General features: G+C 71.7%; 9 protein-coding genes and 1 riboswitch. Of the genes, 2 read left to right on the top strand and 7 right to left on the bottom strand.

Annotated features, from left to right (window positions below; all coding sequences use genetic code 11):
- Positions 1-56: 56 nt before the first annotated feature.
- The 5 genes from WME79_RS21880 to dhbC all read right to left on the bottom strand — a co-directional run bounded on the left by WME79_RS21880 (position 57) and on the right by dhbC (position 5,753).
- Positions 57-833, bottom strand: coding sequence for a 2,3-dihydro-2,3-dihydroxybenzoate dehydrogenase (locus WME79_RS21880; RefSeq protein WP_437538594.1), 777 nt, complete (start codon positions 831-833; stop codon positions 57-59).
- A gap of 12 nt (positions 834-845) precedes the next feature.
- Entirely contained in the window at positions 846-1,691 is an 846-nt protein-coding gene (locus WME79_RS21875) for a siderophore-interacting protein (RefSeq protein ID WP_437539903.1), read from the bottom strand.
- 47 nt (positions 1,692-1,738) lie between these two features.
- The gene (locus WME79_RS21870) at positions 1,739-2,731 is read right to left on the bottom strand and encodes an isochorismatase family protein (RefSeq protein ID WP_437538593.1); all 993 of its coding nucleotides are present in this window, start codon (positions 2,729-2,731) and stop codon (positions 1,739-1,741) included.
- A gap of 95 nt (positions 2,732-2,826) precedes the next feature.
- A complete protein-coding gene (locus WME79_RS21865; protein WP_437538592.1) occupies positions 2,827-4,497 on the bottom strand; it encodes a (2,3-dihydroxybenzoyl)adenylate synthase in 1,671 nt (556 codons plus the stop codon).
- On the bottom strand, positions 4,494-5,753 hold the full coding sequence (gene dhbC, locus WME79_RS21860) for an isochorismate synthase DhbC (RefSeq protein WP_437538590.1): 1,260 nt from the start codon (positions 5,751-5,753) through the stop codon (positions 4,494-4,496). Before dhbC ends, WME79_RS21865 begins: the two co-directional genes overlap by 4 nt.
- Positions 5,754-6,402: 649 nt before the next feature.
- Positions 6,403-6,629, top strand: a riboswitch (cobalamin riboswitch).
- 207 nt (positions 6,630-6,836) lie between these two features.
- Here dhbC and WME79_RS21855 point away from each other — a divergent pair.
- Both WME79_RS21855 and WME79_RS21850 read left to right on the top strand, forming a co-directional pair.
- Positions 6,837-8,870 (top strand): TonB-dependent receptor domain-containing protein, encoded by a 2,034-nt coding sequence (locus tag WME79_RS21855; RefSeq protein ID WP_437538588.1) that lies wholly within the window; start codon positions 6,837-6,839, stop codon positions 8,868-8,870.
- A complete protein-coding gene (locus WME79_RS21850; protein WP_437538586.1) occupies positions 8,864-10,096 on the top strand; it encodes a hypothetical protein in 1,233 nt (410 codons plus the stop codon). Before WME79_RS21855 ends, WME79_RS21850 begins: the two co-directional genes overlap by 7 nt.
- 30 nt (positions 10,097-10,126) lie before the next feature.
- On the opposite strand, the gene WME79_RS21845 is transcribed toward WME79_RS21850, so the two are convergent.
- Both WME79_RS21845 and WME79_RS21840 read right to left on the bottom strand, forming a co-directional pair.
- Positions 10,127-11,083 (bottom strand): ribonucleotide-diphosphate reductase subunit beta, encoded by a 957-nt coding sequence (locus tag WME79_RS21845; RefSeq protein WP_437539901.1) that lies wholly within the window; start codon positions 11,081-11,083, stop codon positions 10,127-10,129.
- Positions 11,084-11,142: 59 nt separating this feature from the next.
- Positions 11,143-13,572: a ribonucleoside-diphosphate reductase subunit alpha gene (locus WME79_RS21840; RefSeq protein WP_437539899.1), complete on the bottom strand. Its 2,430-nt coding sequence runs from the start codon at positions 13,570-13,572 to the stop codon at positions 11,143-11,145.
- Positions 13,573-13,892: the final 320 nt, after the last annotated feature.

Raw genomic sequence — 13,892 nt, 5'->3', positions numbered from 1 at the left:
GGCGTCCTTGGCGTCCTTGGCGGCTCATTCCTCGCTCGAACGAAGCCAGACCAGGATCAGGCGCCCAGCGTGGCGCCGCCGTCGACGCAGAGATCGTGCATCGTGATGTGCCGCGCCTCGTCCGAGAGCAGGAACAGCACCGCGCTGGCGACGTCATCCGTCGTGGCGATCCGGTGCAGCGGGATGCCCAGCCGGAACGCCTCGGGAGCGCCGGCGATGACCGCCTGAGCGCCGCGATCATCCGACCAGAGCGCGCGCTGCATCGGCGTGTCCGTCGAGCCAGGGGACACCACGTTGCACCGGATGTTGTGCTGCGCGAGCTCCAGGCCGAGGCACTTCGTCCACTGGGCCGCGGCGGCCTTCGAGGCCGCGTAAGCGCCCATGTTCATCCGCGGCGTGCGCGCGGCGTTGGACCCGACCGTCACGATCGACCCCGATCGGCGCGGCACCATGCGGCGCGCCACGGCCCGGCTCACGTTGAACACCCCCCTGGTGTTGACCGCGAAGGTGCGCTCCCAGTCGTCGCTCGTCAGCGAGAGGGCGGCGCTCACGCGCAGCACGCCGGCCACGTTGACAAGGATCTCGAGGGGGCCGAGCTCGCGCTCGATCCGCTCCACCGCGCCGTCGACCGCCTCGGCGTCGGCCACGTCCACCGCGAACGCCGCGGCGCGATGGCCGCTCGCCTGGAGATCGGCGACCACGGCGTCCAGGCGCTCCCGGTTCGCGTCCACGGCCGCCACCGCGGCGCCCCGGGCGGCGAGCCTCCGGGCGACGGCCTCGCCGATCCCCTGAGCGGCGCCCGTGACGAGCGCTGCCTTGTGCTTGAACTCCATCGATCGCTCCCGTCAGGCCCTGTCGAGCCCGTCCATGATCCGGTGCCGCTCCGCGTGGTACGCCTCCTCGGACTGGCTGGCCTTCCAGTAGGGGATCGCGTACAGCGCCTCGCGCTCGAGTCCGCGCTCGTCGAGCAGGTGATCGCGGATCGCGACGACGGACGACGACTCGCCCGCGACCCAGGCGAAGACGCGGCCCTCTGGCCACCCCAGGGCGCGGACCGCCGTCTCGAGCCGCGGGCCGGGGGCGTGCTCACCCTGCAGGTAGATCCAGGTCAGCGCCACGTGCGGCGGGTGATCGATCTCCTGCACGTCCGCCGCGTCGGGGACCGCGACGATGGCGTGGCCGCGCGCCGTCCTCGGCAGGGCCTCGAGAAGCGCGCCGATGGCCGGCAGCGCGGAGAGATCGCCGGCCAGGAGGTACCAGTCCGCGGGGCCGAGCATCGGATCGGGGCCGCCCGGCCCGGCGATGCCGATGCGATCGCCCAGCCTGGCGCGGTGGGCCCACCGCGACGCGGGGCCGTCGTCCCCGTGCAGGACGAAGTCCACGTCCAGCTCGCCGGCCTGCGCGTCGAATCTGCGCACCGAGTACGTGCGCGTGATCGGCCGCCGCGGCATCGGAGGCCACACGGGGCCGTCCGGGCCCAGCGTGGGCAGCTCCGGCGCCGCCTGGTCGCCGCGCGGGAAGAAGACCTTGATGTGCGCGCCGCCGCAGCGCGCGGGGAACCCCGCGATCGCCTCGCCGCCCAGCGTGATCCGCCGCATGCGGGGGGAGATCGCGGTCGTGCGCAGCACCTCGAGGAGGCGCGGCGGGGTGCGCGCCACCGTCCTGGGTGGGGATGTCGCGACCTGATTCATGGTGACCTGTGCCATGGGGAAGCCGTCGTGGGGGCGAGCTCGGCCGGTCAGCGGGCGGCTTCCTGAAGGGGCGCCTCCGCGCGGTGCCGGGGCGCTGGCCTCGCCTCGCGCGGCAGCCGGGTCGACAGGAGCTCCCACCAGTGCCCGAGCGTCGGCAGCTCGGCGAGGTCCACGAACGCGACGTCGATCCCCGCGGCGCGCCACTGCTCGACGAGCGTCATGAGCCGTATCGAGTCGAGCCCCAGATCGAGGATGTTATCGCGATCGGAGATCGCCGAGGGGAGCTGGTCGAGGACCTCGGCCACGTCGCCGCGCAGGCACTCGACCCACGGCGTCCGGTCCTGCGTCCCCCCGAGCGGCGCCGGCGCTGGCATGGCGCGTTGCGGGGCGCTCGCCCGCTCGCGGGGCGCGAGCGCGGCCAGGACGTCGCTCGTCGGCAGCGCGACGCCGCAGCGCTGCGCGACGTAGGCGATGGCCATGTCGTGCTGCTGCCGGGAGAAATCGGCGGTCCCGTCGGTCACGAGGAACGGCTGGACGTCGTTCATGAACGCTTCGCACGCGGTCAGCAGGCACCCGATGTGCGCGTACACGCCGCACACGATCAGCTGATCGCGGCCCCACCGGCGCATGAGATCCAGGAGCTCCGTGCGCTGGAAGGCGCTGTAACGCCACTTGGTGAGCACGGTGTCGGCGCTTCCCGGCGCGAGCTCGCGCACGATCTCGTGTTTGTCGGGCTGCTGCGTCAGCCCGGGTCCCCAGAGATCCGTCAGCAAGCCGCGCTGGGCCCTCGTCTGCTCGGCGGGCTGCTTCGTGTAGACGACCGGGATCCCGCTCGCCGTGCACCGCTCCCGGAGCAGGCGGGCACTTTCGATCAGCTCGACCATCGGCGACGCGCTCGCGTCGTAGAAGCCGAGGAAATATTCCTGCATATCGTGGATCAAGAGGACGGAGCGCCCCGGGTCCGGCCGCCATGACACCCGGCTCTCCGGGAGCTCCTCGGCTCGTGGCATGCGATAGGTCTGGATGCGGGGGATGGCCATGGTCGTTCCTCTCTTCTCTCTCTTCTGGTCGCAGCGCTCCTGTCGATGGAACGGGCCGCGGGCGTCGCTGCGCCGCCTGGGCCCGCGCTGTCCTCTCAGGCGCGCGCTCCCTGCGCGAGCCTGTCGGCGATCCACCGGCGGAGCGCCTTCTTGTCCACCTTGCCGACGCTCGTCGTCGGGAGGGCGTCGAGCCACTCGATGCGATCGGGCACCTTGTACTGGGCGACGCCGCGCTCGCGCAGGAAGGCGCTGATCTCCCTCGCTGGCGGCGGCTGCCCGCGGGCCACGAGGAACGCGCACGATCGCTCGCCGAGGTGGGAGTCCGGCATGGCGACGAGCGCCGCGTCGCGCACCGCCGGGTGCGCGAGGACGTGGTTCTCGACCTCCTCGGCCGCGATCTTCTCGCCGCCGCGGTTGATCTGATCCTTGGCGCGGCCCTCCACGACGAGGTTGCCCTCCGGGGTCCGCCGCACGAGATCGCCCGTGCGGTAGAAGCCGTCGCGCGTGAACGCCTTCTCGTTGTGCGCGTCGGCCCTGTAATAGCCGCGGATCGTGTAGGGCCCTCGCGTGAGCAGGTGACCGACCTGCCCGGGCTCGACGTCGCGGTCGTCGTCGTCCACGACCCGGACCTCGTCGTGGGGCGAGATGGGCCGGCCCTGCGTCTCGATCGCGACGGCGTTGGGGTCGTCGAGGCGGGTGTAGTTGACGAGCCCCTCCGCCATCCCGAACACCTGCTGCACCTTGCAGCCCAGGGTCGGCCCCACGCGGCGCGCGACCTCCGCGGGGAGCCTGGCGCCGCCCACCTGGAGCACCTTCAAGCTCGACAGGTCGTTCCGCGCCGTCCGGGCCGACTCCACCCAGACCGAGGCGAGCGGCGGCACGAGCGCGGTCAGCGTGACCCGCTCCCGCTCGATCCACGGGAACGCCTCGTCCGGGCTGGGGCGGCGGCAGAGCACCACGCGGCCGCCGGCGTGGAGCACGCCCAGGCTCCCGGGTGAGCTGAGCGTGAAGTTGTGCGCGACGGGGAGGACGGCGAGGTACACGCTGCCCTCGTCGAGCCCGCAGATCTCCGCGCTGGCCCGCACGCTGTAGAGGTAGTCGTCGTGCGTTCGCGGGATGAGCTTCGGTACGCCGGTGCTCCCGCCGGACAGCTGGAAGAAGGCGACGTCCCCCGCGGCGGGCTCCGGGAGCTCGACGGGCTCCCGATCCAGGCTGGAGAGCGCTGTGTGCTCGCCCGGCTCGCCGGCCACGAGCACGTGCCGCAAGGTCCTGACGTCGCGCCGGAGCTGGCTCGCCAGCTCGCGGTAGTCGAACCCGCCGTCCCGGTCGGCGATGACGTAGGCGACCGCCTCGGTGTGCTCGCAGAAATACGCGATCTCGGCGCGCCGGTGCGCGGGCAGGGCCAGCACGGGGAGCGCCCCGAGCCGGAACAGCGCGAAGCACACCTCGAAGAACTCCGCGATGTTCGGGAGCTGGACCACGACGCGATCCCCCGGCAGGAGCCCGAGGTGCAGGAGGCCCGCGGCGAGGCGATCGGCGCGCCGATCGAGCTCACCGTAGCTCAGCCGGCGATCGCCGCTGACGAGCGCGATCCGATCCGGGTGCCGCGCGGCCCGCTCGCGGAGCAGGCGCCCGAAGGTCTCGCCGCGCCAGTAGCCGGCGCGCCGGTAGAGATCGGCCATCTCGGCCGGCCACGGAGTCCAGCCGTCGAGCGCCTGCGGTTGCGCCTGCGCGGGCGCCTGCCGGCTTTCCTCCGGAGCGCTCATGCCCGCTCCGGCGCCTGGTTGAGGCCGAGCGCGTTCAGCATCGTCCCGAGCTTGGCGGTGGTCTCGGCGAGCTCGTGCTCGCCGTTCGATCCGATGACGATCCCGGCCCCGGCATAGAGGCGGAGCGCCCGGCCGGCGACGTCGGCGCAGCGGATGACGACCGCCCACTCGCCGTCGCCGCTGGCGTCGGACCAGCCCACGAGCCCCGTGAAGAACCCGCGGTCGAACCGCTCGATCGCCTCGATGGCGTCGCGGGCGCGGTCCGTGGGGTATCCGCACACCGCGGGGGTCGGGTGCAGCGCGGTGGCCAGCTTCATCGAGGAGATCGAGAGATCGCGCAGCTCCCCCGTGAGCCGGCTCGACAGGTGCCACAGCGTCGGGGTCTGCGTGAGCGAAGGCTCGTCGGGGACGCTCAGGCGCCGGCAGAACGGCCGGAGCGCGGCGGCGACGGCGTCGACGACGATCGCGTGCTCGTGCCGGTCTTTCTCGGACGCGAGCAGGGCGATCGCCCGCCGGCGGTCCTCGTCGGGGTCCGGGCTGCGGACCGCGGAGCCGGCGAGCGGATTGGCGATCACCCGGAGCCCGGAGCGGGACAGGAGCAGCTCCGGGCTCGCGCCGATGAGCGTCCGCGCGCGCGAGGTCGGGACGCCGCGCTCGGAGCTGGAGAGCCCCGCGGTCGGATCCGAGAGGTTGGCGGCGAAGGTGTAGCCGTTCCGGTTCTGCTGCGAGAGGCGCTGGAGGACGAGGCGGAGATCGACCGGCTCTCGCACGACCATCTCCAGCATCCTGGAGAGGACCACCTTGCTCAGCGCCTCGGACCGCATCAGGCCCACCGCCGTCTCGACGCCGCGCACGTAGTCGCGGGGCTCGGGGACCTGGCGCAGCTCCTGGATGGTGATCGGCAGGTGCGATCTCGGCGCCTCCGACGTGTGGTTGAGCGGGCCAGCGCTCTGGATCGCCCTCGGCACGATGAGGTGCGCGGGCGACGTGCTGTTGAACGGCACCGCGCCGACCACCATGGGGAGCCCCTGGCCGGCTCTCGACGCCGCCGCGAGCACCCTTGTGACGCGGTCCGCGAGGCGATCGCCCTGATCCGCGCCGTTCGGCTCGAGGATCATGTCGTGTACGCCCTGCGCGAGGAGGGTGCGTGTCGGCGACGCGAAGAAGAACGACGACTCAGGGGTGTATTGCTTCAACAGCTGCCCTGCGTTCACCGCGGGCAGCGCGACAGAGGCCGGCATCGAGATGGAACTCATCAAACACTCCTTGAAGGTGTGGAAATGGGTAGCGGCTGCGGCGGGGCGCCCGCGCCATGGCGCCGGGCCCGTCACCGCGCGACAGCGGCGCTGCTCCCGGCGCTAGCGCCCGGGCGCGGCTCGGCCCCCGCGGCCCGCGCCTTCGGCGCGAGGCGCTCCGCGGGGTCGAACTCGATGGGATGGACGCCCGGCGCGCGGTCCGATCGAGGCACGCGCCGACAGCGCGCGCCGCAGGCCCGTCGCCCGACGCTCGACAGCGCTTCCGGCTCCACGGCGCCGCTGCGCGCTACAGGAGCGCCGGCGCGCGCCCTCGGCAGCCATGGGCAGGCGCGCGGCTGCAAGGAGCCGCGCGCGCTCCGCCAGCGAAGGCGTCGAGGGGCAGAGTCGGCGCGAGCGTCGAAATGGACTCGTCACATTCAGCTCCGATGGGCGTCGAGAGCCACGTGGGCTCGGATCATCGGGCGCTGGACGTCAGGTCTCGGGCCGCTAGATTCTGATAAAGAAAATCAGTTTCAAGTAACTCATGGCACGAGCGCGCAGGACTGTCAAGGGACTCCCGATTCTGTCTCGGGTGTGCGTCGCCGGTGGGCCCGTGGACGGGGCGCTCTGGGCCTTCGCTTCAGCGTTGACATCCTGCGTGACGGGTGCGACGAGTCGCCCCGCCATCGGTGCTCGTCCGGCCATCACCTGGCGAGCTGAAAAGGGAACCCGGTGAGAATCCGGGACTGCCCCCGCAGCGGTGAACGGGAACGACCATCACCAAGAAGCACTGGGCACGCACCAGAGCAGCCTGGGAAGCGGTGATCTGTAGGAGAGCGACCGGCGACGGCCGCAGCGCCCGTGAGTCCGAAGACCTGCCGAAGGTGCGCGCGCCGGTGCGCTGGCGCGCGCTGACCTGAGCCTTCGAGGGGAAGGCGCGCAGGCTCTGGACCACCTCGCACGCGCGCGGTGCCGTAGCCCGTCACGCAGCCCCCTCGCTTCGGCTCTCAGCTCACCCGGAGCAGCGCTGGGTCAACGCGGGCAGGCGGCGCGTGAATGGTTGATTCCTCGGATTGTCGGTCGCGTCGGCGCCGCAGCGCCGGCGTGGCGTGCTGGCTCGCGCTCGCCGCCTGCGGCGCCGTGGCGGCCCTGCCGGCCGCCCGCGCCGACGATCTGCGCAGGCCGGAGGGCGAGAAGGGGGGCGAGCACGCTGCCGCTCCGCCGGAGACGGCCTCGCTGGAGGTGCACGTCGAGGGGGATCGCATGCGCGCGCCCGCGCCGCCCAGGGACAGGTCCGTCGCGGGGTCGGTGCTGACCCGCGAGCGCCTCACCGGCGCGGGGCTCGGGGCGGCGGACGTGCTTCGCACGCAGCCGGGCGTGCTCATCATCGAGTCGGGCGGCTTCGGCGGGCCGGCGACCGCGGCCCTCCGGGGAGCGACCGCCACGCAGACGCCGGTGTACCTCGCCGGCGTCCGCCTGAACGACGACGTCGTCGGGACGGCGGATCTCTCCCTCGTGCCCCTCTGGCTCATCGAGCGCATCGAGATCTACCGCGGCCATGCGCCCATCGAGGCCGACCGCCTCGGCCCTGGCGGCGCGATCTTCTTCGAGCCGCGGCGGCCTTCCCGGACGACGGCCGGCGTGGGCGCCATGGCGGGCTCGCTCGGCGCGCGGCGCGGGTGGGCGTTCGCCGGCGCCAGCGCGGGCCCGGTGAGCGCGATCGCCGGGGTGAGCGCCGAGGCCGCGACGAACCGCTACGCGTTCGTCAACGATCGCGGGACGCTCTTCAACAACACGAGCGACGACACCGTGGAGCGCCGGCAGAACGCCGACGTGCGCACGATCGACGCCTGGGCGCTCGCGCGCGTCGAGCTCGGGGGCGGCGCGATCGTCGACGTGATCGCGAACGGCACAGGCCGCGAGCAGGGCGTGCCGAGGCTCGCGCTCCTGCCGTCCCGAGAGGCGCGGAGCGAATCGCGGCGCGTGCTGACGTCCGTCGTGGCGCGGGTGCCGTTCGGCGGAGAGGCGCAGCACACGCTCGAGGCGCGCACCTCGTTCATCGAGGCGCGGTCGGAGATCCATGATCCCCTCTTCGAGCTCGCGCTGCTCACGCCGGAGCTACGCCTCGCCGGCCGCCGGCTGGAGCAGACGCTCGGGGCGACGCTCTCCTTCGCCGACCAGCTCCAGGTGCGGCCCGTGCTCTCGGTCGCGCGCGAGGGCATCTCGCGCGCGCCGGACGACGTACCGCTCGCGCGCGCGCAGCGCTCGTTCGCGCGCGGCGCCGTCAGCGCGGCGGCGCGCCTCGGCGAGGGGCTCGCGCTGCACGCCCTCGCGAGCGGGGAGTGCCACGCCACCGGGGCGGACCGGGAGCGCCCTTGCGACGTGCTCGTCCCGACCGGGCGGGTCGGCGTGGAGGCGGGGAGCGACCGGCTCCGGCTCCTCGCGACCGTGGGCCGCTACGTCCGCGTCCCGACGCTCGGCGAGGTGTACGGCGTCTCCGGCTTCGTCCACGGCAACGCGGAGCTCGAGCCGGAGTCCAGCGCCACGATCGAGGCCGGGATCCGGGCGCAGACGGGGCGCGGCGCCGTGCTGCGCGGCGCCTTCGTCGATGTGTTCGCGTTCGGGAGCGCTGTCTCCGGGCTCGTCGCGTACGAGAAATCCGGCCAGGGCTACGTGAGGCCGTACAACGTCGGCCGCGCCCGCGTCGTGGGCGCGGAGCTCCTGGCCGGGGTCGAGGTGACCCGGTTCCTCCGCGCCGAGATCGCGGCGACGCTCCTCGATCCGCGGGACACGACGCCGGGGCGGACGACGAGGAACGACATCCTCCCGTTCCGCTCGCGCCTCGTCGTCGCGCCGCGCCTTCACGCCGAGTGGAAGCGCCCGGGCGGCGCCGTGTTCTCGGGCGCGTCGGGCGAGCTCCGGGCCGTGTACCAGTCGAGCCGGTACGCCGATCCCGCCGGTCTCGGCGTGATCGCGGAGCAAGCGACACTCGACCTCGACGCGGAGGCGAGGTGGCTCGGCGGGCACCTCGCGGTGAGAGGTCGCGTCGCGGACCTGCTGGACGCGCGGCGTACGGATGTCGTCGGGTTTCCGCTCCCGGGACGGAGCGTGTTTTTCACACTGGAGTCAACATGGTGAAGATCAGTCTATTTGCGATCGCGATCTCGATTCCGCTCCTCGGGTGCAACGTGGATTCGCCGCCGCCGTCGACGGGCGGCGTCCACGGCGGCGGTGATGGGGACGCGTGTGAGAGCGGCGTCGTCATCGTGACGAGCGACTACCAGTCGACGAACATCGTTGTGTCGGAGCTCGACGGGACCACCCTGTCTCCCTCCTTCGTGTCGAGCGGCTCGGCGAAGCCGGGGCTCAGCCTCGCGCTGTCCGGCGACGTCGATGTCCCGAGGGCGGCGCCGCCGTCCGGCCGCGTGGTCCTGCTCGATCGGTTCGGCACGAACGTGATCACATGGATGGATCTCGAGACCGCCGAGGTGCTCGCGCAGCTCCCGGTCGGGCAGGGGTTCGAGTCGAACCCTCAGGACTACATCGAGGTGGACGCGGACCGCGCGCTCGTGTCGCGCTACGGGAGCAACCCGAGCCCGGGCGTTGAGCCGTTCGACGAGGGCGGCGATCTCCTGATCGTCGACACGAAGGAGTACTCCATCGCGGGGCGCATCGCCCTGCCGGAGGAGGAAGAGGGGCTCCTGCCGCGCCCGTCGGGGATGGCGCGCATCGGTGACGACGTGGTCGTATCGCTCGGCCGGCTCGCCGCGGACCTCTCGACCGCTGGCGAAGGGCGCTTCGTGGGCGTCTCGCCGGGGCAGGGCGCTGTCACATGGACGGTCGACGTGCAGGGGCTCTACGGCTGCGGGCGTCTCGCCGTGTCGCCCTCGGGAGAGCGGCTGGCGGTCGCCTGCTCGAGCCGCTTCAACACCGAAACGATGGAGTACGACCCGGCGACGAGCGACATCGTGATCTACGACGCTCGCACCTCGCCCCCGGAGGAGATCAAGCGGCTCGGCGTGGCCAGGGCGCTCGGCGCCGCGGTCCAGCCCACGCTCGCCTTCGCCTCCGAGGACGTCATCGTTGCGACGGCGTACGCGGGCAGCGCGTCGGCCGGGGACCGCGCCTTCTCCGTGAGCATCGCCACGGGCGAGGTCACGAACCTCGCCGAGGCGACCCAGTCCTACGCCTTCGGCGGCGTCCATTGCTCGCCCGGCTGCGGCGACGTGTGCCTGCTGAGCGACGCGGAGAGGAACAAGCTCCGGCGCTGGAAGGTGGCGGCGAACGGCGCGCTCGATCCGCTGGAGGACGCGACGGTCGACACCGAGATCGGGCTCCCGCCGCGAGGGATCGGCGGGCTCTGATCGGTCCCGCGGGCGGTACGCCGATCGACCTCAGAACGAGGCGTCGAGGACGACCTCCCCGGAGACGCCGACCTGGTACGCGGAGACGCGGCGCTCGAAGAAGTTCGTGACCTCCTGGACGTCTTGCAGATCCATGAACGAGAACGGGTTCTTCGCCCCGTAGCGCTTCGGCATGCCGAGCGTGGCGAGCCGCTGGTCGGCGCAGAACTCGAGGTAGCTGCGCACGTCGCGCGCCGACATGCCCGCCACGCCGGCGCCGAGGAGATCCTCGGCGAACCGGGCCTCGCAGGCGATTGCCTCATCCATCATGTCGACGATCGACCGCGAGAGGCCGGCGTCGAAGAGCTCGGGCTCCTCGCGCCGCGCCGTGCTCACGACCTCGAAGGCGAAGCGCATGTGGGCGCTCTCGTCGCGGAAGACCCAGCTCGTCCCCGCGGCGAGCCCGTGGAGCAGGCCGCGCGAGCGCAGGAAATACACGTACGCGAACGCGCCGAAGAAGAAGAGCCCCTCGACGCACGCGGCGAAGCAGATGAGGTTCAGGAGGAACCGCCGCCGCTCGGCGCGCGAGTCCAGCCGGCCGAGCGACTCGACGGAATCGAGCCACCGCATGCAGAAATCGGCCTTCTGGCGGATCGAGGGGATGTTCTCGACGGCCGCGAAGGCGCGGTGACGGTCCTCGGGATCGGGGATGTACGTGTCGAGGAGCGTCAGATAGAACTGGACGTGAAGCGCCTCTTCGTAGAGCTGCCGTGACAGGTACATCCGCGCCTCCGGGGCGTTGATGTGCCTGTACAGGTTGAGGACGAGGTTGTTCGCCACGATGGAGTCTCCCGTGGCGAAGAACGCGACGAGGCGCTGCACGAGGTGCCGCTCCGCGTCGGTCATCCTCCGCAGGTCGGCCACGTCCGTGGAGAAATCGACCTCCTCCACGGTCCACGTGTTCTTGATGGCGGCGCGGTACATCTCGAAGAAGGCCGGATAGGCCATCGGGCGCAGCGTGAGGCACTGGCCCGGATCCAGGAGGCGCGCGGGGCGGCTGACGCGGCTCACTGGCAGGCCTCGCACGCTGCGGGGTTCTCGAGCGCACACGCCACGTCCGCGGCCGCCTTCTCCGGCGGCGCCTGCCCCAAGCCGCCCTCGCGGCGCGGCGCGGGGCCGCCCTCGGTCGTGCGGTCGGGCGCCTCCACGGTCGCCTTGGCGATGCGCGTCGCGGGGCGCGATCGCAGGTAATAGGTCGTCTTGAGCCCCTTCTTCCATGCGTGGAAGTACATGCTCGAGAGCTGGCCGATGGTGGGGTTCTCGATGAAGAGGTTCAGCGACTGGCTCTGATCGATGAAGGCGCCTCGATCCGCGGCCATGTCGATCAGCGAGCGCATCGGGATCTCCCACGCCGTCCGGTACACGGCGCGGAGCTCCTCCGGCAGCTCGTCCATGCCCTGGACCGAGCCCTCCGCGAGCTTGAGCCGGGCGCGCGCCGCGTCGTTCCAGGCGCCGAGCCGCTTGAGCTCCGCGACCAGGTAGCGGTTCATCTGCAGGAAGTCCCCCGAGAGCGTCTCGCGCTTGAAGAGGTTGGACACCTGCGGCTCGATGCACTCGTAGCAGCCCGCGATCGACGCGATGGTGGCCGTCGGCGCGATGGCGACGAGCAGCGAGTTCCTGAGCCCCTCGGCCTGGACGCGCGCGCGGAGCGCCTCCCAGCGCGCCGTGTCCTCCGGGACGGCGCCCCACGCGTCGAACTGGAGCTCTCCGCGCGCGGCGCGCGTCTCGTCGAACGCCGGGTGTCGCCCCTTCTCCGCCGCGAGGTCCGCGGACGTCGAGAGCGCGTGGTAATACACCTCCTCCGAGATCCGCCTGGAGAGCTCCCGCGCAGCCGGCGCGTCGAAGGGCAGGCGCATCTGGAAGAAGACGTCCTGCAGGCCCATGAGCCCGAGCCCGACAGGCCGCCAGCGGAGGTTCGATCGCCTCGTCGAGGGGATGGGGTAGTAGTTGAGGTCGATGACGCGGTCGAGCTGGCGGACCGCGGTCCGCACCGTGCGCGCGAGCTTCTCGAAGTCGAACGCGATCGCGCCGTCCGCCAGTGTGGCCGTGTGGCGAGCGAGGTTGATCGAGCCCAGGTTGCAGACGGCCGACTCCTCGTTCGAGGTCACCTCCAGGATCTCGGTGCAGAGGTTCGAGAGGTGGACGATCCGGCCCGGCAGCGCCGTCTGGTTGCAGGCGCGGTTCGACTTGTCCTTGAACGTCATCCAGCCGTTGCCGGTCTGCGCGAGCGTGCGCATCATCCGCGCGTAGAGCTCGCGGGCCTTCATCGTCTTCCTGGCGAGGCCCGCCCGCTCGGCCTCGACGTAGCGACGCTCGAACTCCTCACCGTAGAGATCGGGCAGATCGCGCACGTCCTTCGGGTCGAACAGGCTCCATTCGCCGTCGGCCTCGACCCGCTTCATGAAGAGGTCCGGGACCCAGCTCGCGAGGTTCAGGTTGTGCGTGCGCGCGGCCTCGTCGCCCGTGTTGTCGCGCAGCGAGAGGAACTCCTCGACGTCGGCGTGCCACGGCTCGAGGTAGACGCAGCAGGCGCCCTTGCGCTTTCCGCCCTGGTTCACGGCCGCGACGGACGCGTCGAGCGTCTTGAGCCACGGCACGATCCCGCTGGAGTGCCCGTTGGTGCTCTCGATGAGCGAGCCGCGCGACCGCACCCGGTGGTAGGCGAGCCCGATGCCGCCCGAGAACTTCGAGAGCATCGCGACGTCGGTGTAGCGCTGGTAGATCGTCTCGAGGTGATCCTCCGGCGAGTCGAGCAGAAAGCAGCTCGAGAGCTGCTCGTGGCTCGTCCCGGAGTTGAACATCGTCGGTGAGCTCGGCAGGTAATCGAGCGACGAGAAGAGCCGGTAGAGCTCGATGGCCTGCGCCGCCGTCTCGGACAGCGCGCACGCGATGCGCAGGAAGAACTGCTGCGGCGTCTCGATGACGAGGCGCGTCTCGGGGTGCTTGAGCAGGTAGCGGTCGTAGAGCGTCCGCAGGCCGAAGTACTCGAGCTCATGGTCCCGCCCCGGCTCGATGGCGTCGTTCAGCTTGCGGGCGTTCTGCGCCACGAAGCCGTGCAGTCGATCGTTGATGAGGCCCAGCCGCCGCCCCACGGCGATGCACTGCGAGAAGGCGTGGATCTCCTGATTGCGGACTTCCTTGTCGATATAGGTCGCGAGCAGGCGCGCTGCGAGCTTCGCATACTGGGGCTCATCGGCGATGAGCGACGCAGCCGTCTGGATGGAGAGCTGATCGAGCTCGCGCGTCGTCGCGCCGTCGTAGAGGCCGCTGATGGTCTTGGTCGCGACGCGGAGCGCGTCGACGTCGGACAGGGCTGCGCAAGAGCGGCTCACCGCCCGGACGATCTTGTTGACGTCCACAGGCTCGCTCGACCCGTTCCTCTTCTTCACCCGCATCGTCGTGTGCGGGAGCGTCTCCTCCGCGCCGGCGCTCGTCATGGCGGGCGCGTGGGGTGCGTGGAGCGCGCGCAACGGCGCCGCGCCGTTGCTCTTCACCAACGGTTCGTTCAGCATGGCATCCTCCTCGTCGTGCTCGTTCCGAGCGGTCCCGGACCGCTCGCGTCGATGCCGCGAGAGCGAAGAAGCCAGCCGATGCGCACGGGTGCGCCAGGCTCTTTGGAGGAGCCCTCGGACCGACCGCTCGCCCCCGCGGGCGAAAGGAAGACAACGCGGGAGGGGGTCGGAACCGGGACAAGCGCGAGAGTCTGCGCCAGCTCGGACCTACCCGCCTCCCTCGAGGCTTCCAGGTCAAACCGGCG

This window comes from Sorangium sp. So ce726, from assembly GCF_051521405.1.
Classification (GTDB): Bacteria; Myxococcota_A; Polyangia; order Polyangiales; family Polyangiaceae; genus Sorangium.
This window is presented reverse-complemented; position numbering and strand designations above follow the sequence as displayed.